Origin of the sequence: Foetidibacter luteolus (genome assembly GCF_009650435.1) — a bacterium.
GTDB lineage: Bacteria > Bacteroidota > Bacteroidia > Chitinophagales > Chitinophagaceae > Foetidibacter > Foetidibacter luteolus.
In genome coordinates, this window is sequence record NZ_VVIP01000065.1 from 68,049 (window position 1) to 94,708 (window position 26,660).

Annotated in this window: 13 protein-coding genes; 7 read left to right on the top strand and 6 right to left on the bottom strand. The window is 45.2% G+C overall.

The window, feature by feature from the left end; translation table 11 throughout:
• Positions 1-61: 61 nt before the first annotated feature.
• From F0364_RS21565 to F0364_RS21590, 6 genes are all read right to left on the bottom strand, one after another.
• The gene (locus F0364_RS21565; protein WP_153799891.1) at positions 62-1,147 is read right to left on the bottom strand and encodes an outer membrane beta-barrel protein; all 1,086 of its coding nucleotides are present in this window, start codon (positions 1,145-1,147) and stop codon (positions 62-64) included.
• A gap of 319 nt (positions 1,148-1,466) precedes the next feature.
• Positions 1,467-2,870, bottom strand: coding sequence for an ammonium transporter (locus F0364_RS21570; RefSeq protein ID WP_153799892.1), 1,404 nt, complete (start codon positions 2,868-2,870; stop codon positions 1,467-1,469).
• Positions 2,871-3,235: 365 nt separating this feature from the next.
• On the bottom strand, positions 3,236-4,738 hold the full coding sequence (locus F0364_RS21575) for a glutamate synthase subunit beta (protein ID WP_153799893.1): 1,503 nt from the start codon (positions 4,736-4,738) through the stop codon (positions 3,236-3,238).
• Between the two features lie 223 nt (positions 4,739-4,961).
• Entirely contained in the window at positions 4,962-9,488 is a 4,527-nt protein-coding gene (gene gltB / locus F0364_RS21580; RefSeq protein WP_153799894.1) for a glutamate synthase large subunit, read from the bottom strand.
• Between the two features lie 189 nt (positions 9,489-9,677).
• Positions 9,678-10,502 (bottom strand): 4-(cytidine 5'-diphospho)-2-C-methyl-D-erythritol kinase, encoded by an 825-nt coding sequence (ispE, locus tag F0364_RS21585; RefSeq protein WP_153799895.1) that lies wholly within the window; start codon positions 10,500-10,502, stop codon positions 9,678-9,680.
• 361 nt (positions 10,503-10,863) lie between these two features.
• Positions 10,864-11,457 (bottom strand): bifunctional nuclease family protein, encoded by a 594-nt coding sequence (locus F0364_RS21590; RefSeq protein ID WP_153799896.1) that lies wholly within the window; start codon positions 11,455-11,457, stop codon positions 10,864-10,866.
• A gap of 443 nt (positions 11,458-11,900) precedes the next feature.
• Here F0364_RS21590 and F0364_RS21595 point away from each other — a divergent pair, with 443 nt between their 5' ends.
• The 7 genes from F0364_RS21595 to F0364_RS21625 all read left to right on the top strand — a co-directional run bounded on the left by F0364_RS21595 (position 11,901) and on the right by F0364_RS21625 (position 26,402).
• Positions 11,901-15,224, top strand: a complete 3,324-nt coding sequence (locus tag F0364_RS21595; RefSeq protein ID WP_153799897.1) for a SusC/RagA family TonB-linked outer membrane protein — start codon at positions 11,901-11,903, stop codon at positions 15,222-15,224.
• A 25-nt stretch (positions 15,225-15,249) separates the two neighbouring features.
• Complete coding sequence (locus tag F0364_RS21600) at positions 15,250-16,911, top strand: SusD/RagB family nutrient-binding outer membrane lipoprotein (RefSeq protein ID WP_153799898.1); 1,662 nt, start codon at positions 15,250-15,252, stop codon at positions 16,909-16,911.
• An 85-nt stretch (positions 16,912-16,996) separates the two neighbouring features.
• Positions 16,997-17,596, top strand: a complete 600-nt coding sequence (locus F0364_RS21605; RefSeq protein ID WP_235921197.1) for a redoxin domain-containing protein — start codon at positions 16,997-16,999, stop codon at positions 17,594-17,596.
• Position 17,597: 1 nt separating this feature from the next.
• Complete coding sequence (locus F0364_RS21610; protein WP_153799900.1) at positions 17,598-18,911, top strand: c-type cytochrome; 1,314 nt, start codon at positions 17,598-17,600, stop codon at positions 18,909-18,911.
• A 301-nt stretch (positions 18,912-19,212) separates the two neighbouring features.
• Positions 19,213-22,575, top strand: a complete 3,363-nt coding sequence (locus F0364_RS21615) for a VCBS repeat-containing protein (RefSeq protein WP_153799901.1) — start codon at positions 19,213-19,215, stop codon at positions 22,573-22,575.
• Positions 22,572-23,897, top strand: coding sequence for a vanadium-dependent haloperoxidase (locus F0364_RS21620; protein WP_153799902.1), 1,326 nt, complete (start codon positions 22,572-22,574; stop codon positions 23,895-23,897). Before F0364_RS21615 ends, F0364_RS21620 begins: the two co-directional genes overlap by 4 nt.
• Positions 23,898-23,906: 9 nt before the next feature.
• On the top strand, positions 23,907-26,402 hold the full coding sequence (locus F0364_RS21625; RefSeq protein ID WP_153799903.1) for a carboxylesterase family protein: 2,496 nt from the start codon (positions 23,907-23,909) through the stop codon (positions 26,400-26,402).
• The last annotated feature ends 258 nt before the right edge of the window (positions 26,403-26,660 follow it).

A 26,660-nucleotide genomic window follows, 5' to 3' on the forward strand; every position in this document is an offset into this window, starting at 1 on the left:
GTGTGTTTGGCACCGTACGGCCTGCCAGGTTCAGCGTGTGAATGACTATTTTGTAAGGCAGTTAGAAGCGGTAAGTAGCAGCCAGTAATGCTGTAAATGCACTCTTGGTACCTTCGCCGCCGGACTTTTCAAATATTTCTTCGTTGGCGCTATCTAACCTTAATTCCGGTATGATAGTAAGGTTACCTGCTTTGATGTTGCCAGATAGCGTTGTTGCAAAAACAGAGCTGTTAAAATAACCAAGAACATCTTTCTTGTCATCTACATATTCCGTACGCAGTGTTAAGCCAAATGTGCTTACCGGATCAAAGTTGAAATAGAGGGCAGAACCCCACCAGCTATCGCTTGAGCCGCCAGCAGGTTTGCGTGACTGTACAGTACCGTTGTAACCAATGCTGAATTTATCTGATACCGCGCCGGTAACAACAAGGTCTACCTGGTTTAACGTAGAGCCAATGTTGTATTTACCGCCCTGGTAGTTCAGGAATGCTTTTAACTTACCGTTAGAAGTGCCGGTGCTAAACTGTGCAATAACGAATTTAGCTGTACTGGGGAAGGGCATTGCAGAAAAGTCTGTGGGGTTAGAAACACCAACCATCAATGCGCTGGTACCACCCAAAGATATATCAGCTTTTAAGCCTGTGTGAAAGAAGGGGCCGTAAGAGAACATGTAGCTCATGCTATAGTTCCTGTTTAAGTAAGCATCTACCAGTTCGTAACCAACGTGTGTGGCAAATTTACCCATCGTTAATTTAAACTTGTCAGAAACGGCGTAGCTCAAATAAGCCTGTTTAACGTTAGCAAGTGAAAAGAAGCCATTCTTATCAGAGCTGGCCTCGCCATCGGTGTATGAAAACTCTTCAGCCCTTCTGCCAAAACCAAGATCAATGGTTGCACTGGCCTTACCGAAGCTGTGATCTGCCCTTATACTGGCCATACCCAACTCAAACGAATTTTGAGAATTGGTGAAACTTGTCCAGTTATTAAAACTGCCAGATTTAGGGTCCTGAAAATTATACCTGTAATACACATCCAAAGAGCCGGTAATAGTGGGCTTTGGGGGTTCGGCGGCAGTTGCTGAATCCTGGGCGTTAGCCGCGACAAATGAAGACATAGCGAAGCATGCAGTGAAAATTTTTCGTAACATTGCAGTCAAGTTTTAAGTGTTAAATTGAAAGGGTATAGCTATCGCATTCCGAACTTTGTCCAGAAGTTCAGATTCAATGCAAGCTGTACCTTTTCTTTTTCCTTTAAGTGTTGTGTTTCCTTTATTAGTTTTATTTTCTCAAGCCATTCTTTAGAAGCATAATGCGCACCGGCCTTTTTCAAACAAGAGATATCTGAAAATTACCCTTAACATGTCCAGTTGTCGCCGGGCTAACCGGCCAATGCGCATTATTGTAGCCAGAACGTTTTAACAGAGAAGAGCATTGAATGGCAGCCCTCTCTGCCTGTACGTCGTTTGTTTAAACAAATTGTACCTTTTCGGCTTCTGTTTCAGTGTATGCGCCGTTGGTTTTATTCTGCACCAGTAAAGTGCCCTGTAAGTATTTCTCGTTGTGCTGTGTAGCATCCAGGCCAAGCTCTTCTTCTTCAGAAGTTACGCGTAATGGCAAGATGAAATTGATGAATTTGAATATGCCGTAAGAAACCGCGAAACTGTAAGCCACTACTATACCCAGGGCTTTTACCTGTGTAAAGAAGAATGCGGCATTGCCATAGAAAAGGCCATCGTTACCGGCACTGTTTACGGTTTTTGTTGCAAAAATACCTGTAAGCAACATACCCACCATACCACCTATACCGTGGCATGGGAATACGTCCAGTGTATCATCCAGCGTAGATTTTTGTTTGTAGTAAACAGCTACGTTAGATATGATTGCGGCTATAACGCCGATGAAGATACTTTGAGGGATAGCCACGAAACCTGCTGCAGGCGTTATGGCAACCAGGCCAACTACCGCACCGATACAAAAGCCAAGCACAGAAGGTTTTTTTCCTTTCATTACATCAAAAAACATCCAGGAAAGACCTGCTGCCGCAGCGGCTGTATTGGTAGTAGCGAAAGCTGATACTGAAAGTGAGTTGGCGCCCAACGCAGAACCGGCGTTAAAGCCAAACCAGCCAAACCACAGTAAACCGGTACCTATCAGTACGTAAGGCACGTTAGCGGGAGGTATCTCCTGGTGGTCAAGGTGCGCTTTTCTTCTTTTAAGCACCATTGCGCCTGCCAGGGCTGCGCAACCGGCAGAAATATGCACTACAGTACCACCGGCAAAATCAAGGGCGCCCATTTTAAACAGGAACCCATCAGGATGCCAGGACCAATGTGCCAAAGGCGCATATACCAACAGGCCAAACAATACTATAAATAACACATAGGAAGTAAAGCGGATGCGCTCTGCCACGGCACCTACTACAAGACCTGGTGTGATAATAGCGAACATTAATTGAAATACAGAAAACAGCAACAAGGGGATGGTTGGTGCGCCGGGCCACGGTGCGCCGGAAACCACATCTTTAAAGAAAAGAAAAGTGGAAGGGTCTCCAATTACACCGCCGATGGATTTACCAAAGGCAAGGCTGAAACCTACTACCACCCATAAAACGCTTACAACACCCGCTGCAACAACGCTTTTGATCATGGTAGAGATAACGTTTTTACGGTGTACCATGCCGCCGTAAAAAAATGCGAGGCCGGGGGTCATTAAAAAAACAAGCGCAGCAGCCACGATAATCCAGGCTATATCTGCACTGTTGTACTCTTTGGCGCCGTCATAGGCTGGCAATGAAGGAATGAAAATTGCCGCGATAGCCACCAGGATGAGAATGAGAAAAGGGGCTACCTGTTTGGTTGTTAGTTTGCTCATGCTGTTAAGATTTGCATTTTGACATTAAAAAATTTTCAATGTGTGAATGACTTTCGTAAAAATAATTCAAAAAATGATTAAAATGTAAAATAATTTTATATATAATAATTTATAATGTGTATATTCAAAAGAAAACCCTGTATAAGTTTCATCCTATACAGGGTTTTTTATTTTAATTTGTTGAAAATGAATTGTGGTTTTCCGAAAAACTATCCACCAGAACAATTTGACACTAAGATTGTTAGGAGCCTTTTTACCAGTGCCGGGTTATATTCCTGTCGTACAAGAGTGCGACGCAACGGAAGTTTAATAGTAGTTTGTACAGCCGGGCTCATAATTCCTGCCTTTTTAATTACAATATATTACTAAATTTTTGTAACCCATGCCGCATCTTTACTTTCCAGTAAAGAATACCCCATCAAAAACTCGTCTACTTTCCTGGCGCATTCCCGGCCCTCGCTGATGGCCCATACTACAAGGGATTGTCCCCGGCGCATATCGCCACAGGTGAATATCCTGGAAATGTTGGTTTGATACTCTTTTTCAGTTGCTTTTACGTTGCCCCTGTCGTCCAGTTCTACGTCCAAATCATTCAGCATACCCTCTTTTTGTGGGTACACAAAGCCCATAGCAAGCAACGCCAGCTCGCAGGGAATGGTTCTTTCGCTGCCCGCAATTTCCTGGAACTGCGCCGGCCGGCCGTCTTCACTCACCTTCCACTCCAGGTCGGCTATTTTCAATGCTTTAAGGTTACCCTTTTCGTCGCCAATAAATTCCTTGGTGGTAATAGCCCAGTGCCTGTTGGCCCCCTCTTCATGCGATGAGGATGTTTTAAGCACCATTGGGTAAGTTGGCCAGGGCATAAAAGTGGTACGGCTGGCAGGAGGCTGGGGCATTAACTCAAACTGTGTTACAGATGTAGCGCCATGCCTGTTGGATGTACCCACGCAATCGCTGCCGGTATCGCCTCCGCCAATTACTACAACATTCTTACCATCGGCCCTAAGCTCTTCAAACCAAATATTGCTTTCTATATGGGCATTGCTAAGGGGGTCTTTACCTGCAACTCTCTTATTTTGTTGTTTCAGAAACTGCATAGCATAATAAACACCTTTCAGGTTGCGGCCTGGAATATCCAGGTTGCGGGGTACGGTAGAACCGCCAGCCAGCACAACCGCATGGTACTCCCGCAGTATATCATTCAGCGGCACATTTACACCCACGTTGGCATTGCACTTAAATACTACGCCTTCTTCTTCCATTACAGCCACCCGTCTGTCTATCACCCATTTTTCCAGCTTAAAATCGGGTATGCCGTAACGCAGCAGACCACCCGGTGCATCATCCCGCTCAAAAACGGTAACAGAATGCCCGGCATAATTAAGCTGCGCAGCGGCAGCCAGGCCCGCAGGACCAGAACCTACCACAGCTATTTTTTTGCCTGTGCGTACATTGGGTTTTTTGGCTTTTACCAGCCCGTTTTCAAAAGCTATTTCTATAATATGCCTTTCTATTTCTTCAATAGCAACGGGCGGCTGGTTTATGCCCAGTACACAGGCGCTTTCGCAAGGCGCAGGACAAATACGGCCTGTAAACTCAGGAAAATTGTTGGTAGAGCTTAAAATATCGTAAGCCTCTTTCCAGTTTTTACGGTAGATGGCATCATTAAACTCCGGAATTACATTACCCAGCGGGCAACCGCTGTGGCAGAATGGTATGCCGCAATTCATGCAACGGGCGGCCTGCTGGTTAAGTTTATCGGAAGAATACTTTTCTATAAACTCGTTGTAATCGTTCAGGCGTTCCTGTACGGGGCGTTTGGCCGGCAATTCTCTTGTAAACTCAATAAACCCGGTTGGTTTACCCATATCTCAGTTTCTGATTTGTTTTGATTAATCGGTTGTTAGGGATGATACCGGCCACAGCTACATGGCCATTTGTATGCTCCCTTTACTTTTTTATGATACCAGCTAAAGCGCTTCGTGGCATCGCCTGTTGCGTCGCAATCCTTTCATCTGCAGTAACACTGGCATCAATCACCTGCGTAACATGAAATGATACAACACGCCTTGGGCATATTCCGCGAATGCACTATTTGCTAAGCTCCATCTTATGCTTCTTCTCCAGCAATGCTTTCTTGTAATCCCGCGGGAACACTTTTACAAAATTCCTAAGCTGGTTTTCAAAATCATCCAGTACAAAACGGGCCACGGTGCTGGCAGTATATTCGTAATGCTTACTTATCATATCCTGCAGCAGTTTAGCATCTTCTTCGCCTACGGGGTCAAGGTCAACCATTTCCATGTTGCACATGGAGGCGAATTTACCCTGCACATCGTATACATAAGCAATCCCGCCACTCATGCCCGCGGCAAAGTTGCGGCCCGTAGCACCCAGGATGATGGCTGTGCCACCGGTCATATATTCACAACCATGGTCGCCCACGCCCTCAACCACTACTTTGGCGCCGGAGTTACGTACACAAAAGCGTTCCCCGGCTTTACCCCGTATAAACGCCTCGCCGGATGTGGCGCCATAGAAAGCCACATTGCCGATAATGCTGTTTTCTTCCGGTACAAAAGTAGCCTGCTTAGGTGGGTATATTACCAGCCTTGCGCCGCTTAAGCCTTTACCGAAATAGTCATTGGCATCGCCTTCCAGTTCAAAGGTTACCCCCTTAGTATTAAAAGCGGCAAAGCTTTGGCCAGCGGTACCGGTAAGTTTGTAATGTATGGTATCATCCGGCAGGCCATCCGCTTTGTAAATCTTGCTGATCTCGTTGGAAAGAATGGTACCGGCAGTCCTGTCTGTATTAATGATGGTAAATTCCCCGGTTACTTTTTCCTTGTTTTTCAAGGCTGGTTCCGCGGCTTTCAGCAGCTTCCAGTCCAGCACGTTGGCTAGGCCATGATCCTGCTCTTCCTGGTTGTACAGGCCAACATATTCTGTTGCCGGCTCTTTGTACAGGATGGCGGATATATCCAGCTTGCTGTATTTCCAATGCGTTATGTTTTCCCTTGGCTCCAGCGTATCTACCTGGCCAATCATTTCGTTCACTGTCCTAAAGCCCAGTTCCGCCATTATTTCCCTTAGCTCCTGGGTAATAAACTTAAAGAAGTTTACCACATGGTCGGCATTGCCGGTAAAGCGTTTGCGCAGTTCCGGGTCTTGTGTGGCAACACCCACGGGGCAGGTATTCAAATGGCATTTACGCATCATAATGCAACCTTCAACTACCAGTGCAGCCGTTGCAATACCCCACTCTTCGGCCCCCAGCAACGCAGCAATAGCAACGTCCCGGCCTGTTTTTAACTGGCCGTCTGTTTGTACCACTACCCTGCTGCGCAATTTGTTGCGTACCAGTGTTTGGTGTGTTTCGGCCAAACCAAGCTCCCACGGCAAACCCGCATGTTTAATGGAACTTATTGGCGATGCCCCGGTACCACCATCGTTACCGGCAATCAATATAACATCGGCCTTGGCTTTTGCAACACCCGCGGCAATAGTGCCCACACCGGCTTTGGAAACCAGCTTAACATTTATACGGGCTGCCCGGTTGGCATTCTTCAGGTCAAATATCAACTGCGCCAAATCTTCAATGGAATAAATATCGTGGTGCGGCGGCGGAGAAATCAAGCCTACGCCAGGTGTGGAGTGCCTTGTACGCCCAATCCAGTCGTCTACCTTATGGCCGGGCAACTGGCCACCCTCGCCCGGTTTAGCACCCTGGGCCATTTTAATCTGTAATTCATCAGCTTCAGTAAGGTAATAGCTGGTTACCCCAAAACGTGCGGATGCTACCTGCTTAATGGCAGAACGCATAGAATCGCCATTGGGCAGTTTTGTATAGCGCACTTCATCTTCGCCACCTTCACCGGTATTGCTTTTACCGCCCAGGCGGTTCATGGCAATGGCCAGCGTGGTATGCGCCTCCCAGGAAATAGAGCCAAAACTCATTGCGCCGGTAGCGAAACGCTTGTAAATATTTTCCGCTGCTTCCACCTCTTCGATGGGCACTGCAGGCCTGTTTTTCTTAAACTTGAAGAGGCTGCGCAGTGTAGCGGCTTTTTCGCCCTGGTCGTTTACCAGTTTGGTGTATTTCTTAAAAATACTGTAGTCATTCATCCTGGTGGAATACTGCAACAGGTGAATGGTTTGCGGGTTAAACAGGTGAAACTCGCCTTTACGCTTCCACTGGTACAAACCACCCACAGGCAGGCGGTCAACAGGAATATCCTTTCTGCTAAAGCCAAGAAAATGCTTGCTCAGGGTTTCTTTGGCGATTTCATCCAGGCCCATGCCCTGTATGCGGGATGTGGCGCCGGTGAAGTAAGTATCTACTACAGATTTATTAATACCGATTATCTCAAATATCTGCGCACCCTGGTAGCTCTGGAAAGTGGAAATACCCATTTTCGAGAATACTTTCAAAAGGCCGTCACAAACGGCTTTCACATAGTTCTTCTTCAGTTGCTCGGGGTCAAGCTGCGTTTCCAGCTTGTTATTCAGCCGCATATCCCTTATGGAAGACAGTGCCAGGTAAGGGTTTATGGCAGTGGCGCCAAAACCTATCAAACAGGCAAAATGGTGTACTTCCCAAACGTCGCCGGCCTCAACCACCAGGCCAACCTGGCCACGCAGCCCTTTGCGGATAAGGTGATGGTGCACGGCTGAAAGCGCCAGCAGGGATGGTATGGGCGCATGATCGCTGTCTATGGCCCTGTCTGATAAAATCAGCACTTCAAAACCATCGTTGGCAGCATCTACCGCATAGCGGCAAAGCCTGTCAAGACCGGCTTTTAAAGAACCCGGCTTACCATCTGCCCTAAAGTAGGTTTGCAGCGTTTTAGCCTGGAAGATGCCGGTATCTATGCTGCGGAGCTTTTCCAGCTCGTGGTTATTTAAAACCGGTTGCTTAAGCGCTACACAGTGGCAGCTTAGCGGGTCTTCTATTAAAAGGTTACCGTTGTTGCCTACAAAAGTAGCCAGTGACATTACCATCCTTTCCCGGATGGGGTCAATAGGTGGGTTGGTTACCTGGGCAAACAACTGTTTAAAGTAGCTGCTCAGGTGTTGCGGCTGGTCGCTTAGTACAGCTAGCGGCACATCCGTACCCATGGAGCCTACAGGCTCTTTACCATCAATGGCCATTGGGGCAATAATGGTTTCAAGGTCCTCGGTGGAGTAACCAAATGCTTTCTGGTATTTAAATATCTGGTCAGTTTCCAGGTGTGTAAACAGCACCCTCGGCTCTGGCAATTCTTCCAGCCTTATTTTATATTTATTCAGCCATTCCGCATAAGGTTTGGATGAACAGATATCGTGTTTTAATTCTTCGTCACTGATGATACGGCCCTGCTCCATATCCACCACGAACATTTTGCCGGGTTGCAGGCGGCCCTTTTCTTTAATGGTGGCAGGGTCAACAGGTAATGCGCCGGTTTCTGAAGCCATTATTACACGGTCATCAGTTGTTACGCAGTAGCGGGAAGGGCGAAGGCCATTCCTGTCTAGCGTGGCGCCAATTATTTTGCCATCCGTAAAAGAAATAGAAGCCGGGCCATCCCAGGGCTCCATCAAGGCTGCATGGTATTCGTAAAAGGCCTTTTTAATGGGGTTCATGTGCTCGTTGCCATCCCAGGCTTCGGGTATCAGCATCATCATTACATGTGCCAGCGGGCGGCCGCTAAGCGTTAGCATTTCCACCATATTATCCAGGCAGGCGCTATCGCTTTGGTTAGATGACACGATGGGCAACAGCAAATCCATCTCTTCTTTGGTAAAGAGTGGTGTTTCAAAACCCTTCTCACTGGTTTTTAACCAGTTAAGATTACCCTGCAAGGTATTTATCTCACCATTGTGGGCTATAAAACGGAAAGGTTGTGCCAGCTTCCAGCTAGGGAAAGTATTGGTGGCAAAACGGGAGTGTACCAGCCCGAATGCGCTAACCAGGCGCTTATTATTTAAATCAGGAAAATAAGGACGTACCTGGCTGCTGATTAGCTGGCCTTTATATACTACAGTTTTATAAGAGAGAGAGGCTATGTAAAAGCCAATCTCATCTTTACGTACCGTATTATTTACAGTGTGGGAAGCATAATTGCGCAGCACAAATAACTTTCGCTCAAACTCCTGCGGGTTGCTGATATGGTCTGGGCAGGCTATAAAAACCTGTTCCATCTCCGGCTCTACTGAAAGCGCCGTTGGGCCAATATCGGTTTGGTTAACCGGAACACGGCGGTAGGCCAGCACTTCCAGCCCAAGTTTTTCTGCGCAGCGGTTAAATATGTCACGGCATTCTTCCCTCAGTCGTATTTCTTTGGGAAAGAACATTACACCCACGCCATACTTACCAAAAGCCGGCAGGTGCACACCCAGCTTAAGGCATTCATCGAAGAAGAATTCATGTGGTGTCTGTATCATAATGCCGGCGCCATCACCGGAATTATTCTCACATCCACAAGCGCCGCGGTGCTCCATATTTTCCAACACGGTTAACGCGTCAGAAATAATCTGGTGAGATTTGTTGCCTCTAATGTTGGCTACAAAACCAATTCCACAGGCGTCACGCTCAAAGGAGGGGTCATACAATCCCTCATGTCTGTTTTGTACAGGCATAGGCAAACGATGATTTTGTTTGGATAAAAATTATGGCAGGCGAATAAAATTACGAAAATTTAATAAAATAGGCGCTAAATATTTTTTAAGGGAAGCTTTATAACCTTGAATTTATTGCAAAGAACCCTGCAAAAAGATAAAAATAATCTAACAGCAAAATATAACCGGCTGTATTTCAGTGTTTAGATTTTAAAGAACAACTACAATATAGTGCCCGGGGAACAGAAATGCCTGGTTAAAACCAAAGGGAAAAATGCCGAAAACAGTACTGCCGCTACCCGTCATAGATGCATACACAGCCCCGGACTTATATAGAATTTCTTTAATGTCAGCAATTTCAGGATGCAAAGCAGCCACCCCGGCTTCAAAATCGTTTTTCAACAGGTTTCGCCAGGTTGCTACTGGCTGGCTTACCACTTCCCTTACGTTAACAGAAGGTTTTCCGGGCTTTACAGCCGCAAAAGCTTCAGATGTTTTTACATGAATGCCTGGGTTTACGAGCACAAACCTGTAGCCGGACAAATCTAACGGCAATGGCTGCAACAGATCACCCCGCCCCTCCGCATAAGCCGGCCGGTTGTTGATGAAGAATGGGCAATCGCTGCCCAGTTGCAACGCATATGCCATAAGCTTTTCTTCAGAAAGGCCGAGTTTAAACTTATCATTCAACAGTTTTAATACAAAAGCCCCATCGGCGCTGCCCCCACCCAGGCCTGCGCCCATAGGTATATTCTTGTGCAGGTGCATTTTTATCTTAGGCAGCCCGGGAAAATCCTTCTTTATTATAGTATATGCCCTAATGCAAAGGTTATCACTTTCACCGCCGCGTATGGCCAACCCGGAAGTTGTAAATTCCACATCCTTTTCCGGCGGTGCATCGGCTGACCTAATTATCTCTACCGCATCTTTCAGGGGCAATGGATAAAAAACCGTTTCCAGGTTATGGTAACCATCGTTACGTTTACTTATTATATTAAGGCCGAGATTGATTTTGCAGCCGGGGAAATAAATCAAAAGATTTCGGTTGTATGGTTGTATAAATATTGGAACGATAGTTTGGGCGCCTGCTAAAGCACCGGGCTATCCGTTACTACTCCGCCACAGCCCCTTGCGGCATGAGCCTCAGCGGGGTATCCACTCCTATCCCTGGCGCGGACGGGCAGCACCAAACCCACTCATCAAAGAATCTTTATTGAACCGGCAACCCGGAAAACCAGCTTACTGCCTGCACCGGAAACGGGACGATGCCCATTGATTTGAAGATGAAGTGCTTGCGACGCAAGGGACGATGCCATGAAAGCCGAAGCTGGTATCGAGATGGTGAGTAGTGAGTGGTGAATGGTGAATTACTGCAACGTCTCACATCTTTTCCGTTTTACTTTCGTTTGTTAATTTCATCCCTTATAGCAATGGCGCGGATGTAGTCTTCCTGGTCCAGCACATCGTTAAGCAGGGTATTCAGCTCGTCAAGGCTAAGTTTTGAAAGGTCTTCCCGGCCGGAGGAACTTACCGGCGATTCGCTGCTGACAGGCACTTCGGTTTTTTTCTTTTTACCCGTGTCTTCCATAAGAATACCTGCACTTTCCAGGATATGGTCGTAGGTAAAAATGGGGCAACCGAAACGTACCGCCAACGCAAGTGCGTCGCTGGTGCGGCTATCTATTTCAATGGTATCGTGCTCGCTGATGCAAACCAGTTTGGAGTAGAAAATACCTTCCTGCAGGTCGTTGATTATAATTTCCATCAACTCTACATTAAAGGCATTCATAAAGTTTTTCATCAGGTCGTGGGTAAGCGGCCTGCTGGGCTGCATACGCTCCAGGGCCACTGCAATGGCCTGCGCCTCAAAACCGCCGATAACAATTGGCAGGCGACGAAGACCGTTCACTTCTCCCAAAACAACCGCATAAGAATGCGTTTGCGTAATACTATGCGACAACGCAACTATTTCCAGTTCTATTTTCTTCATAACCTTTTTTGAGACGGGTATTCAGTTATCGGGCAAAAATAAAGATTTAATAGGTTTTAGCGTAGGTGACAGGAAATTAGTTTGCACACAAAACCCAGCATGAAAAAACGATACGGAAAGGAGGATCTGCCGAAGAGATACCGATTTATGACCGATGCAATTATTATTATGCAGTTGAAACCAGTGAGATTTTACGCATTTATAACATGGCTTCGTTTTACAAAAACGGAAGCTAACAATTGAATAATATGTTGGATAAATTTGTTAGTTCTACAAAAAAATAAAAAACTTTCATAATTTTTTTAAAAAGTTAATTATCTTAACACCCGAATTACAGCATAACCCTGAAGAATTTACACCTCCTCTGGCTTATGTGATGTTATTCTCCAATCATCCAAGGCTTAACCGGCTATTTATCAATTTTCAAACTTAAACAAACTGCTATGAAGAAAACAAAAGGCTTAATGCTTCTTCTGCTATTATGCATTGGAAGCATATTTGCATTTGGGCAAGGCAAAAGAACTGTATTAGGAGCTGTAAGAGACAGCACTGGTAATGGCGTTCCGGGCGTAACCATTACCGTAAAAGGAACCAAGGTTTCAGGCACATCAGACGGGCAAGGCAATTTTAAGATTGTAGCCCCGCTTTCTAACCCGGTATTGGTTTTCTCCAGCATCGGTTTCCAGGCACAGGAAGTAGAAGTAAACTCAGATGATTTTCTGGCAGTAACGCTTGTTGGTTCTACAACAGAACTAAATGAAGTTGTGGTTACTGGTTTTGGCGCCAGAAAAAGTACCAGGAAAATTACTTACGCGGTTACAGAAGTGAAAGGAGAAGACCTTTCAAGAACAAACACCCCAAACATAGTTAATGCATTGCAGGGCAAGGTTGCCGGTGTAATGATTAACCAGGGCGCTGGTGGTCCTTCTTCAAGTTCCAGGATAAGGATTAGAGGTAATACTTCCATTATTTCTAATAACACGCAGCCGCTTTTTGTAATAGATGGCGTTTTGATAAGGCCAGGCGTTTCCGGTGCAGATTCCTGGGGTGATGCGAGAGACTTTGGTAACGAGCTGAAAAATTTAAACCCCGATGATTACGAAAGCTTGACCGTTTTAAAAGGCTCTGCAGCAACAGCACTTTATGGCTCTGATGGTCAATATGGCGTTGTATTAATTACTACCAAAAAGGGTAAAGTTCGTAAGGGTGTTGGTGTTACTTTTTCTCATTCACAAACTTTTGAAAAAGCTTACAGGCTTCCAGACTTTCAGAATGAATATGGCGGTGGCTATGACCCATTTTTTGTAAAAGGCGCTGATGGCATGAATGAAGTGGAGCCTTCACTCGGACCCTATTACAGCTTTGGGCCAAAATTCGATGGAAGCACTGTTCGTGACGCGGATGGCAGGTTAATACCCTGGAAAGCCAATAACCTGTTGGATCTTTTCCAGACCGGCAAGTTTTATAATACCAATGTAGCAGTAGAAGGCGGCAGTGAAAGGACTACTTTCCGCTTTGCCTATACCAACACAAAGAATAACAGCGTAATGCCGAATAACTCGTTTAAGAGAGACGTCTTCACGTTAAGGGCAACACAAAAACTAAGTAGTTTTCTAAACCTTGATGCCTCTGCATCTTACGCTACTTCCTACTCGTTAAACCCAATATTGCAAGGCGGTAATTCAAATCCCCTGTTTAGATTGGCATATTCAAACTCCCGCCACTACGATATTGGATACAACAGCACAAATTACATTGATACAATAAATGGTGGCAGATGGGGCACAACGGTTGCCAACCCCAGCCCTTATTTAAGAGGCTCTATGACAGGTGTTTTTTGGAGCTATTATCAAAACAATGTGTCGCGCAGAGAAGATAATTTAAGGGCCAACCTTGACATTACAGCAACTATTACCCCATGGTTAAGTTTGTTGGTTAGAGGTAACGTAAACACCATTAACACTACTGATGAAACAAAAAACAGGGGTGATGGAAGAGCGTTTCGTGTTGGCGGCTATTACCGGTTAGCGCAAAGCAGCTCAAAAACAGGAAGGTTGCAAGCAGTATTATCTGCAAGTAAAGAAATTACAAATGATATAGATGGCAGCCTTTCTATCGGAGGTGAGACCAACCGCAACCTGGGAGGATACTATTCCAACTCTAACACTAATGGCGGTTTTAAGATAGCAGATATCTATGCTATTTCCAACTCTGTTAATGCTGCTTCCGGCGATGCAGGCAGAAATGCTGTTAGCCGCCTGGACGCGGTTTACATGTATGGCGACGCCACTTGGAGAGACCTTGTTACTATGAGCTTTAGCCTTCGTAATGACTGGAACTCTAATCTTGTTTACCCTGATGGCCATGGAGATTTTAGCTATATCTATCCATCAGTTGGTTTGTCTTACATATTCAGTGAAAGCCTTAAGAAGTCTTCAGCTTTTGGTTTTCTTTCTTATGGTAAACTTCGCGGTAGCCTGGGATACACCGGAAGCGGCCCCGATATTTATAAAACGAGCGATGGCTTTGGTTATACACTAAATGGCAACTACACAAATCCTGATGGTTCGTTGGTTCCCCGGTATGGATTGAGCAGCCTTAACCTTGGTAACCAAAACTTAAAACCACAAAGAACAAGAGAGCTTGAATTCGGCGCTGAAATGAAATTCCTGAACAACAGGCTGGGCATTGATATTGCCTGGTATAAGAAGAACACTTTCAACCAGGTAATTGGCCTTCCTGCTCCCTCAGAAAGCGGTTTAAGCAGTATCGTTTTGAATGCGGGCAATATCCAAAATCAAGGCATTGAAATCAGCTTAACCGGCAGCCCGGTGAGGTCAAAGAATTTCCAGTGGAACACCACTGTTAACTTTACCAGGAACAGGAATAAAATTATTGATATTGGAAAGGAATATGGGGTAAATACTTACACACTTGATCTTGCATTTGGTGCAGATGTACAATCTCAAGCTATTGTAGGCAAAGATTATGGTACAATTGTGAGTGGTTATGCTTATGCTCTAGTACAGGACAAAGGTTCTCCTAATTACGGCAAGAAACTTCTTAAACAAAATGGTGTATTCTGGAGGTCTCAGGATATTGGCCAGGGCCAGAGAGAAATCGGCAGCATGATGGAAAAATTCCTGATGACAAATATTCATGAATTTCGCTACAAAGACTTTAGCTTATTTGTACAAGCAGACGCCAAAGTTGGCGGCATGATGGCTTCAGCCACACACCAATATGGTTCTCAGTATGGCAGCTTTAAAAGCACATTATTTGGCAGGGATGCAGCACACGGCGGTGTTGAATGGGTAGATGATGAAGGAAGGACCCGTAACGATGGCATCATACCTGACGGTGTTTTCTCTGATGGTATTCAATTAAACGGCGTTGACGTAAGCGGCATGAGCTATGCCGAAGCCGTATCCAAAGGTTTAACAAAACCTATGTCCGCAGCAGCTTACTATGATGGTATTGCAAGCTGGGGTACAGGTATCCGGGAATACTCTGTTTTCGAAAACTCATGGGTATCATTGAGGGAAGTTTCTGTTGGCTATAATTTGCCCAAAAAGTTCACTTCAAAAATTAAGTTTTCGAGTTTAAGGGTTAGCCTGGTTGGCCGCAACCTTGTTTACCTGTACAACAATGCGAAAGACAACATCAACCCCGAAAGCATATTCAGCAGCAGGGCAGGCGCATTTGCGGAATACGGTGGTCTTCCGTTTATCAGAAGCTATGGCTTTACAGTAAATGCCGGATTCTAATTACTTACCTATTTAACTGATTTGCATGAAAAAGAAAAAATATCTCATATATGGTGCAATGTTCCTGCTACTTGGGAACAGTTGTAAAAAAGCTGATTTTGTAGAGGACAATACTAATCCTAACATATTGTACGGAATAGAGCCACAGGAACAGTTTTTAAATACGGCTATCCAGATACACGGCCAAGACTTCGAGGCTTTCTATGATTCCTACCGCAGAATAATGCCGTGGATGCAAATGAACACTGCTCAAAACGGAAATGCCAAAACCTTTCTAAATGATGTAGGTAACTTTAATTCCCGTTATGGTATCTTCTACCCTACCTTGGGAGCGCAAATAGCAGACTTAAATGCACTCATCGCTCTAAAGCCTGAATCTGAACGTCCTGCTTATGTTCACATGGCAGCAATTGCGGAAATAGTAAAAAGCTACTATGGGTTTTACGTTTCTGACATAAACGGTAGCCTGGCTTACAGCGAAGCTTTCCAGGGCCGCTACGGAGGAACACTCACTCCAAAATACGAATCGCAACAGGAGCTTTTCCAAATTTTTGAAACCAAGTTAAAAGAATCCATTGCAACACTAAAGGCCACTCAGCCGGTAACGCAGGTATCACTTGGTAATAACGACCTCTGGTTTAAGGGTGAGGCTGTAAAATGGGTGCGGGTTGCCAATGCCCTTCGCTTAAGAATCGCCATGCGACTGTTAAAAAGGGATGAAGCAACAGCTAAAGCAATCTTCGCTGATGTTCTGGCTGATGGCGAACAGATGGCCAGCAATGCAGATGGTTGGGTGTTGTATGCTGATGAAACGTTTACGTCCGGCGGTAACTGGGACATAACTACGTTCAGGGCTCCCAAGCCGACAGTTGATTTTATGCTAAAAAATAGCGACCCAAGGGTTAGGCTCTATTACCAGCCTAATAACTATTCCGAAGAAAACTTTGAAATAGCCAAAGACTCTGGCCTTTATCCGGCAAACGCTGTCTGGAATCCTAACCAATATGTCGGTGCTCCCATTAGCCCGGATGATGCCACAGGAGCTTATCAATCCTGGTTTACTGTAAAAAGAGTTTCTGCCAGCCTTAGCCTTGATACGCTTTCTTTTTTAAATTACCGCATGTGGCAACCGGCTAATAATGGCGGGGATGGTGTAGTTACACTTCCTTTGATTACCTATGCAGATTATTGCTTTATGAGAGCAGAAATTGCGGCCCGGGGCTTAGCCTCAGGCAATGCCGAAGAATGGTATAATAAGGGTATTGAAGCCTCCATCACTTTTTTCGATAATGCAGGCTCTATAGCAAAGTTGGCAAATTACCGGCAGTTAAGCGCCGACGAAATTGACAACTACAAAAATGCGGCCGACGTAAAATTTAATGCTGCCAAGGCTGTTGAACAAATAGCTATTCAACAGTACATTAATTTTTACAAGCAACCTAACGAAGCATGGGCTTTGTTTAAACGTACTGGCATACCCAACAAAAACACAGCTTTGGCCAATGTTGACCTGATTATAGATGCAAGCGTAAGGCAAATACCCCGCCGTGCAGCTCTTTCTATCCCTGCAGCTACGGATCTTAATGCCGCCAACAAACAGGCAGCTTTAGACGCTATGGCGCAGGATGCCGACTTTGGCTCTGGCCCAACAGACCTCTTCGGCCGTGTTTGGTGGGATAAAAAATAATCTCTTGTTTCTTCTTCATAAACTCCAGGCTGCCTTTAGCCTGGAGTTTATTTTTTCATAACTTATGCGATATTTGAAACCGAACATGTGCTGTAAAAAAAGTTATATTATCCTTTTTCTTTTAACGCTTATCCAAACGGTGTCCCCGGCACAGAACGATTCTGTTTTTAATACCAAAACCATATCCGCTGTTACTCTCATCAACACCAGCCCGCAAAAAAACATCCAACTTCAAAACGCATTTTCTACCCCCTTAACATTATTCTTTTTTCTTTCGCCTGAGTGCCCTTTATGCAAGGATTACTCTGCAACTATGAACAGTCTGCAACAACAGTATGGCGATAAAATGACAGTATATGGCATTGTTCCTGGCAAGGCTTATTCAGCCGCTGAGGTAAAAGCATTTGCAGAACAATACCATTTTAGCTTTCCCCTGCTTATTGATAAGCAACAACAGCTATCAAAATATCTAAACGCTTCAGTTACACCTGAAGCCATCCTGCTCAACAATCACCAACAGCTCGTATATAAAGGCGCGATAGATAACCTGCTTGAAGGCCTTGGCAAACGCCGGGTTAAAGCAACAGCAAACTATCTGCAAAATGCTATTTCCCAAACACTCAGCCACCAACCGGTGGCTATTAAAAGAACCAAGGCCACCGGCTGCAAAATAAACAACTACTAAAATGAAGAAACTACTTGTAATAAGTTTTTTGCTGGTTTGTGCGACAAGTATTTTGGCGCAGGAGGTTACTTATTACAAAGATGTACAGCCCATTATTGCAGGGAAATGTGCCCCCTGCCACCGCCCGGGCGAAGCAGGCCCTTTTTCGCTTCTTACGTATGACGATGTTGCCAGGCGGGCTTCCTTTATCAAGGATGTTGTTCAAAGCCGCTACATGCCACCTTGGCGTGCCGATAACAAGTATGTTCATTTTGCCAATGACCGCTCTTTATCGCAAAAAGAAATTGATGTAATTGTGAAATGGGTGAATAATAAAGCACCAGAAGGCAAGCAAGTTGCTAAGCCTGCAGTATCAAAACCTATGCTGGAAGGAACCCAGTACAGCCGGCAGCCCGATATGGTTCTTAAAATGACTGACAGTTTTTTGGTAAAAGGTGATGGTGGTGAAAGGTTCATCGTATTCAAAATTCCTTTTGAATTGGCGGATACTGCCAATGTAGAAGCCATAGAATTTTTAAGCAACAACCGCAAACTGGTACATCATGTTAACTACGCGGTGCATGCTGTGCCCGATACGGCTGTTGACCTGTACAAAACCGACGCCTTCATTAATCTCACAGATGATGACCGGAAAAAATTTGACCAATACCAACCTTACCGGAAAACAATCACGTACTATGGCGGATGGATACCAGGTACCACTTACGAATCATATCCTAAGGACTTTGGCTGGGTTATGCCCAAGCGTGGTGTTATTTTAATGACTGTTCACTTTGCGCCAGGCACCGTAGACCAAAACAGTCTTAACGGCATAAACCTTTTCTTCAAAAAAACACCCATTGCCCGCAAGGTTAAGGTTATCAGCTTTGGCTCTGGCGGCATTGGCGAAAAAGATATCACGCCAACTTTTTTTATTAAGGCCAATGAAAAGAAAAGTTTCTCGCTGGATGTTATGAACCCCAGTGAAGATTTTTCCATCATGTACGTGTGGCCGCACATGCATTATATAGGCAAAGAATATAAGGCGTATATCATCAAGCCCGGCGGCGATACGGTTAGGTTGGTGCATATACCAGACTGGGATTTTCGCTGGCAGGAAATCTACCGTTTTCCAAAACTGGTAAGGGCGCCCAAAGGCTCGGTTATTCATATTGAAGGTTTGTACGACAATACTGCGTCCAACCCATTCAATCCGCATAACCCGCCGCAAACAGTATGGTCGTTTGGCGATATGCAGTCAACCAACGAAATGCTAACGTTAATGATGGTGTTTTTGCCATACAAACAGGGGGATGAGAAAGTAAGCCTGGAATAGTTTTTTTGATACGGGCTTTATCTTTCATGGCATCGTTCCTTGCGTCGCAAGCACTTCATCGTTTGGTTAGTATGGCATCTGCAGTTCGCTGCACAAGCCTTATCCTGTTGTTCTAAGCTCTTGCTATAAAAAAGCATACAAGAACAACGGGCTGCCAAAAAAGGATGCGGAACGATGCCCATTGATATACAGATGAATCCCGAAGTTTCGGGACGACGCAAGGAACGATGCTACGAAGGCCATAGCTGGCATCAGAAAGTCAACCAAAGCCCTTCAACAAACTTAAACCCCAATAACACGAATGATTAAAACAGCCTTTAGCTTATTAGCCTGCTTTATTGCTGTGCTTGTAACAGCTCAAAAAACGGCGCCGCTTTTTACTTTAATGGAAGAAAAGCAAACCGGAGTTGTGTTTTTAAATGAAATTAAAGAAGACGACTCGCTGCACGTAATGCGTTATGAGTACCTCTACAACGGCGCGGGTGTGGGCATTGCAGATTTTAATAACGACGGGTGGAATGATATCTTTTTTTCGGGCACTACTACGCCTAATAAGCTTTTCTTAAATAAACAGAATTTTCAGTTTACAGATGTTACAAAACAAGCCGAGGTTGCAGGCAATGGCACCTGGGCAACCGGCGTAAGCATTGCCGATGTTAACGGAGATGGTTTATGGGACATTTATGTTTGCCACTCCGGCTATTACCATAACCCGCAACAATTAAGCAACGAGTTATATATTAACCAGGGCGTACAAAACAATGTGCCTGTATTTAAGGAAATGGCTGCCGCTTATGGATTAGATGCTCCAGGTACACAATCTACGCAGGCAGCTTTTTTTGATTACGATAATGATGGCGACCTGGATATGTTTTTGCTAAACCATTCTAATCACTCTATTGACCCTTTTCTTAACACGCGGAAAATAAGGGCAACTCCCAATTTCAATTTCGGAAACAGGCTCTTTCGTAATGACAGGGACGCTAATGGAAACATGCATTTTACCGATGTTACTTTGGCGGCGGGCATTATCAACAATGCCATCAACTTTGGCCTTAGCGTTACTATAAGCGATGTTAACCGGGATGGCTGGCCGGATATTTACACCACCAGCGATTATACGGAAAGAGATTGCTTTTACATTAATAACCGCAACGGAACTTTTACTGAATCATTAAGCAAATCTTTCACCCATATTTCAAAGTATTCCATGGGCGCCGATATAGCGGACTATAACAACGACGGCAGGCCGGATGTATTTACACTGGATATGCTGCCGGAGGATAACCACCGCCAGAAGTTATTGAAGGGCCCTGATGAATACGATAAATATCACCTGCTGCTGGATAGTGGTTATTACCATCAGCAAATGCGTAACATGCTGCAATTGAACGAAGGGCAGGATATGATGGGCAATACCCGGTTTAGTGAGATTGGCCAATTGGCTGGCGTATCTAACACAGACTGGAGCTGGGCGGGTTTGTTTGCTGATTTTGACAACGATGGCTGGAAAGACCTGTTTATAAGCAACGGTTACCTGCGGGATTTTACAGATATGGATTTTTTAAAGTACACCGTAGCCGATGCAAAGATTGCCGCTGCGAAAGAAGGCCATCAAAACTTCCAGACTTTTGACCTGGTAAGAAAGATGCCCTCGAACAAATTGAACAATTATATTTTTCAGAATAACCACCAACTTGGTTTTAGCAATATGACCAGGGAATGGGGCTTTGAAAAACCCAGTGTTTCGAATGCCGCGGCCTATGCAGACCTGGACAATGATGGTGACCTTGACCTTGTAATTTGTAATAACAATGAACCAGCTTTACTCTATCGCAATAACACGAATACTTCGAGGCCTGTACACTTTGTTAAACTGCGCCTTAGTGGCGAAGGAGCTAACGCAAAAGCCTTTGGCGCAACAGTAACCATAACAACATCAGATGGCAAAACACAATACCAGGAATTGTACCCGGTACGTGGTTATCAGTCAACCGTTGCACCGGAACTGTTATTTGGTTTAAGCAACCAGCAAACCCTGCAGCAAATAAAGATTGTATGGTCCGGCAAAAAGGAAACGCTGCTAACCAACATTAAAGTTGATACGATTCTTAACATACAGCAAACAACGGCTTCAATAACAACTTCAACAGCCCGGGCCAGCCAGCCGTTTTTTCAGGATGTAACGTCAGCATCCGGCCTGCATTTCAGGCATACTGAAAACGATTTTGTTGATTTTAAAGATGAGGTATTGCTGCCATACCAGCTATCCAAACAAGGCCCTGCAATGGCCAAGGCAGACGTTAACGGGGATGGCCTGGAAGACCTGTTTTTTGGCGGCGCCATCAATCAGCCGGGTATGCTTTTCCTGCAAAACGAGGGTGGCGATTTTCGTATAGCTGCATCTAACCCGTGGCTAATTGATTCGGCGAACGAGGATGTAAATGCTTTATTCTTCGATGCGGATAAAGATGGTGACCAGGACCTTTATGTGGTGAGTGGCGGAAACGAATATGGCGATGGCTCGCCGGAATATGCCGACCGGCTTTATCTTAACGATGGCAAAGGGAATTTTCAAAAGGCAAATACCGCATTGCCCGATATGTTAAGCAGCAAGAAAGCTGTAGCAGCCGGTGATTTTGACAATGACGGCGACCTTGACTTATTTGTAGGGGGCCAAAGTATACCAGGCTCGTTTCCACTGGCGGCCAAAAGCTATCTGCTGCGCAACGACAGTAAAGACGGCAACGTAACTTTTACTGATGTAACCACTGATATAACCAATAACCTGCGTGAAGCAGGCATGGTTAATATAGCTCAGTGGGTTGACCTTGATAATGACAACTATCCAGAACTGCTGATCGGCGGCGACTGGATGAACATCTTGCTTTTTAAGAATACTAAAGGCAGGTTAGAAGATATTTCTAAAAAGGCCGGCATTGAACATTTGAGCGGCATGTGGTCTGCCATTAAAGCAACGGATATAGACGGAGACGGCGATACGGATTTTATTTTGGGCAACTGTGGCTACAACAACCAGTTTAAAGCAAGTAAAGAGCAGCCTGTTACTTTATATGCTTATGACTTTGATGATAATGGTACAATAGACCCCATCATGTGTTACTACATACAAGGCAAGAGTTATCCAATGGCGTCAAGGGACGAATTGCTGGACCAGGTAGTTCCTTTAAAAAAGAAGTTTGTGAAGTATAAAGATTATGCTGATGCAACGATAGAAAAGATTTTTCCTTCAACTAAAATAAGCGATGCCCGTCAATACAAATGCAACGAACTGGCTTCAGGGATTTTGTACAATAACGGCAACCTGCAGTTTAGTTTTACAGCTTTACCTATTGAAGCCCAGTTTTCCCGGGTGTATGGTGCTGTTGCTGATGATTTTGACAAAGACGGCATAAAAGACATTTTAATCAGCGGTAACTTTTTTCCTTACCGTGTGCAACTCGGCCGCTGTGATGCAGGCCTTGGCATGTTGCTCAAGGGTAATAGAGACAAAACTTTTACCGCAGTTGACCCAACCCTGAGCGGCTGTTATGCAGATGGCGACATAAGAGCTATGGATACATTGAAAAATAAATCCGGAGATACATTGATTATTATAGGTAAGAATGATGCTGCCGTTCAGGTTTTAAAACTAACTAAATGAGGAAAAGATTTCTATTAATCGCGGTGGTCTTGTGTAACATCATTTTGTGCCAGGGACAAAACAATAATTTATCTGATGAAGATGCCACAGCCCTGCACCGCTCCCAAAAAGCATTAACCGACGTGATCATCCACGATATTTTTTCCCCGCCCGTAGCTTCAAGAATTTATGTCTACGCGAATATTGCAGCTTATGAAGTGCTGGTACAGCAGTCTTCTTCCTATAAATCACTGCACGGCTTACTGAAAGATATGCCACAAACCCCGGCGCCGGTTAAGCCAGTATCTTCTTCTCTCGCCGCTGTATATGCTTTTATGATAACCGGGAAGCGGCTGGTATTTTCAGAGCCACTGCTGGAAGATTCGCTGCAAAACATATTAGCGTATTTTAAAACGAAAGGGCTGAGTGAAACTGTGTACAGTGCCTCCCTTGCCTATGGACAACAGGTAGCAGATACCATTATGAGCTGGGTAATGAAAGACCAGTACAGGGAAACACGAAAACTGCGCCGCTACCGTTACAGTAAGCAGGAAGGCAAATGGATACCCACTCCCCCAGGCTATATTGACGCCGTAGAGCCTTACTGGAATAAAATAAGAACGCTGGTAATGGACTCCTGCAACCAGTTTCGCCCGGTGGCTGCATTAACATTCAGCAAGGAAAAAGGATCTGATTTTTACAACCAGGCGTACGAAGTATACGAAGCTGGTAATAAACTAACGGAAGAACAGAAGGCCGTGGCAAATTTCTGGGATTGTAACCCTTTCTTTCTGAATACGGAAGGCCACCTGAATTTTGCTACCAAGAAAATCTCTCCCGGCGGGCATTGGATGTCCATCGCAGGCATCGTATCCCAAAACGTACATGCCGGTATTATGAAGGCGTCTGCGGCCTACACGTTTACTGCAATCGCTTTGTTCGATGGCTTTATCAGTTGCTGGGATGAAAAATACCGCAGCAATGTGATAAGGCCGGAGACTTACATCAACGCGTACATAGATGAATCCTGGCGGCCCATTTTACAAACTCCCCCTTTCCCGGAATATACCAGCGGGCATAGTGTGGTATCTACGGCGGCTTCAAAAGCACTTATTTTTCTGTACGGCGATAACATCGCCTTTGATGATTATACAGAAGTGGAGTTTGGCCTTCCGTCTAAACATTTCAATTCATTTTCACAGGCTTGTAATGAAGCTGCTATTTCCAGGTTATACGGAGGTATTCATTACCGTGCCGCTATAGAAAATGGACAAAAACAAGGCGCACAAATCGGCAATTATATTGTTCAACAAGTTTTACATAAAGCAATCATTCAGCATTAAAGCAAACCTATGCGCAAAAACAAATTGTTACTGGCATCATTAGTTTTTACCGGGCTCCACTCCTATGCCCAATCTACCCACCATTTTACAGAAGGGTTGCTCATCAGTTCCGGCAGCCGCTATGGCCGTGAAGCTATTTATACAGATGTGCTGGCGTGGAAACTGTACAACAACAATATTAGCAAACCAACCGAAGGCGCTATTCTGGATATTACCGATAAAGGCGACACGCTTTCCTGGCAGCCTATTAAGGCAGACAGTGCTAACCGTTTTCTTACCCGGCGCTGGCAGGCACTTGCCAGGGGCAATACTTTCGGCAATCCTAACCGGGTTGACAGGGGCACTGGCTATATCTATTTTACCTACAACTCATCCAAAGAACAGCCTGCCATACTGAATGTAAAAGGCAACAGCGGTATTTACTTCAATGGGGTTCCGCACATGGGCGATCCTTACAGTTCCGGCTACATGTATGTTCCGGTTAAACTAAAAAAGGGGCTGAATGAATTATATGTGCGTGGTACAAACATTACAGCCGACCTGATTTTTAATGATAAGCCTGTGCTGTTAAGCACAGACGACCTCACCTTACCAACCATTGTAACCGGCCAGCCGAACAGCAACATGCAAGGGGCTATCGTAGTAATCAACACTTCCGCAAAAGAATTGAAGAACGTGCAGTTTAAAACCAGCCTTGGTGGTAAGGAATTAACAACAGCAGTGCCGGCGATACCTGCCATGTCAACCAGGAAAGTAAGGTTTGATTTTGATGGCAGCAGCGTTACTGCAAAAGGCTGGAATAATTGTTTGGTTACTTTGCTTAACCAGCAAAAGGTTGCCGATACAGCTACCATAAAAATTGAATCTACAGAACCATCAGATAAATACGCTGTTACTTTTACCAGCAATATTGACGGCAGCCTCCAGTATTATGCCGTAACACCACAACTGCCTGCCGGTAACAGTTCAGGCAATGCCCTGTTTCTTTCTGTGCATGGCGCTGGTGTTGAAGCATTAGGCCAGGCAAGGGCTTACCAGTCTAAAGATTGGGGCACACTGGTAGCCGCCACCAATCGCCGCCCCCGTGGTTTTAATTGGGAGGATTGGGGAAGGCTTGATGCATTGGAAGTACTTTCACTTGCCAAAGCAAAATTTCAGCCGCATCCGCAGCACATCTATCTTACCGGTCACTCTATGGGCGGTCACGGCACCTGGTTTCTCGGCGCAACTTATCCTGATAAATGGGCAGCCATCGCACCTTGTGCAGGCTATCCTACTTTAAAAGGTTATGGCTCTGCCGATGGTGTGATACCCGACAGCAGTAACTCAGTTACAGAACAAATGCTGCTCCGCTCCAGCAACCAGAGCGATGTGCCCAGGCTTGCCACCAATTACAAACAACTGGGCGTATATGTATTACACGGCGATGCGGACAGGGTGGTGCCGGTAACCTATGCCCGCCAGATGAGAAAAGCACTGGCTGATTTTCATGGTGATTACAGCTACTACGAATACCCCGGCGGCGAACATTGGTTTGGCAATGAAAGCGTTGACTGGAAGTATATTTTCGATTACTTTAAATGGCATAAGCTTGCTGTTGATACCGCTGTGAACACCATTGATTTTATGACAGCGAGCCCCGGCATCTCCGCTTCTTACCGCTGGGCAAGCATATTGCAGCAACAACACCCGCTTGAGTATAGCCGCATCCAGCTAAAAAGAAACAACAGCGCCAAATCCATAACAGGCTCGGCTGATAATGTAAAGCTGCTTCAGTTTAACCTGAAGGAATTTGGCAGCAATGCTGCTGTTAAAATTACACTTGACAGCCAGGCATTGCAATACAATACCAACAGCGCAAATGACAGTATTATCCTCAAGAAAGAGAACGACAAATGGAGCATTGCTGATGCCCCCACACCGCAACAGAAAAACCCAACGCGTTATGGCACTTTTAAAGATGCGTTTAACTACAATATGATTTTTGTGTACGGCACTGCCGGTACCAAAGAAGAAAACGAATGGAGCTACAACAAAGCTGTTTACGATGCTGAAACCTGGTATTACCGCGGTAACGGCGCCGTTGACATTGTTTCTGACAAGGTATTCGTTGCTGGACAGTACAAAGACCGTGGTGTTATCCTGTTCGGCAATGCGGAAACCAATAGTGCATGGCAACAACTGCTGGCAAATTGCCCCATACAGGTAAAAAGGAACAGCATTAATGCTGGCGAAAAAACATTTACAGGTGATGACCTGGGTGCATATTTTGTTTGGCCGCTCACCAACTCCGGTTTTACCAGCGTAGGGGTTGTTGCCGGCACAGGGTTGAAAGGTATGAATGCTGCCAACGCCAACCAGTATTTTGCAGGCGCAAGCGGTTTTCCCGATTTCATGATTTACAGCCTGGATATGCTGAAAAAGGGCTCCTCAGAAATTAAGCTGGCAGGCTTTTTTGACAGCGACTGGAAGTTAAGCACCACAGATATGGCTGAAGGAAAGTAACCAGCAATTTGTTTTTTATCAACGGATGTCATTTTAAAAATGGCATCCGTTTTTTATTGGCTTTATTTGGATACCAGCGTCCGGTATTTCATGGCGACCTGGTTGCGTCGCAATCCTTTCATCTGCATAGCAATGGGCAACAACTTATCCGGGAGCAGAACTGGCCCCTGTAACCAACACCATAGAATACTGTAGATACACAATGTTTGTTTATCTACCTATCACCCCATTATGCTCAACGGCAATAACCGGAATGCT

Bases quoted from the DNA above. Each gene is read 5' to 3' on its own strand.
- F0364_RS21565 (WP_153799891.1), bottom strand. From the start codon at position 1,147: ATGTTACGAAAAATTTTCACTGCATGCTTCGCTATGTCTTCATTTGTC.
- F0364_RS21570 (WP_153799892.1), bottom strand. From the start codon at position 2,870: ATGAGCAAACTAACAACCAAACAGGTAGCCCCTTTTCTCATTCTCATC.
- F0364_RS21575 (WP_153799893.1), bottom strand. From the start codon at position 4,738: ATGGGTAAACCAACCGGGTTTATTGAGTTTACAAGAGAATTGCCGGCC.
- gltB (WP_153799894.1), bottom strand. From the start codon at position 9,488: ATGCCTGTACAAAACAGACATGAGGGATTGTATGACCCCTCCTTTGAG.
- F0364_RS21590 (WP_153799896.1), bottom strand. From the start codon at position 11,457: ATGAAGAAAATAGAACTGGAAATAGTTGCGTTGTCGCATAGTATTACG.
- F0364_RS21595 (WP_153799897.1), top strand. From the start codon at position 11,901: ATGAAGAAAACAAAAGGCTTAATGCTTCTTCTGCTATTATGCATTGGA.
- F0364_RS21600 (WP_153799898.1), top strand. From the start codon at position 15,250: ATGAAAAAGAAAAAATATCTCATATATGGTGCAATGTTCCTGCTACTT.
- F0364_RS21605 (WP_235921197.1), top strand. From the start codon at position 16,997: ATGTGCTGTAAAAAAAGTTATATTATCCTTTTTCTTTTAACGCTTATC.
- F0364_RS21610 (WP_153799900.1), top strand. From the start codon at position 17,598: ATGAAGAAACTACTTGTAATAAGTTTTTTGCTGGTTTGTGCGACAAGT.
- F0364_RS21615 (WP_153799901.1), top strand. From the start codon at position 19,213: ATGATTAAAACAGCCTTTAGCTTATTAGCCTGCTTTATTGCTGTGCTT.
- F0364_RS21620 (WP_153799902.1), top strand. From the start codon at position 22,572: ATGAGGAAAAGATTTCTATTAATCGCGGTGGTCTTGTGTAACATCATT.
- F0364_RS21625 (WP_153799903.1), top strand. From the start codon at position 23,907: ATGCGCAAAAACAAATTGTTACTGGCATCATTAGTTTTTACCGGGCTC.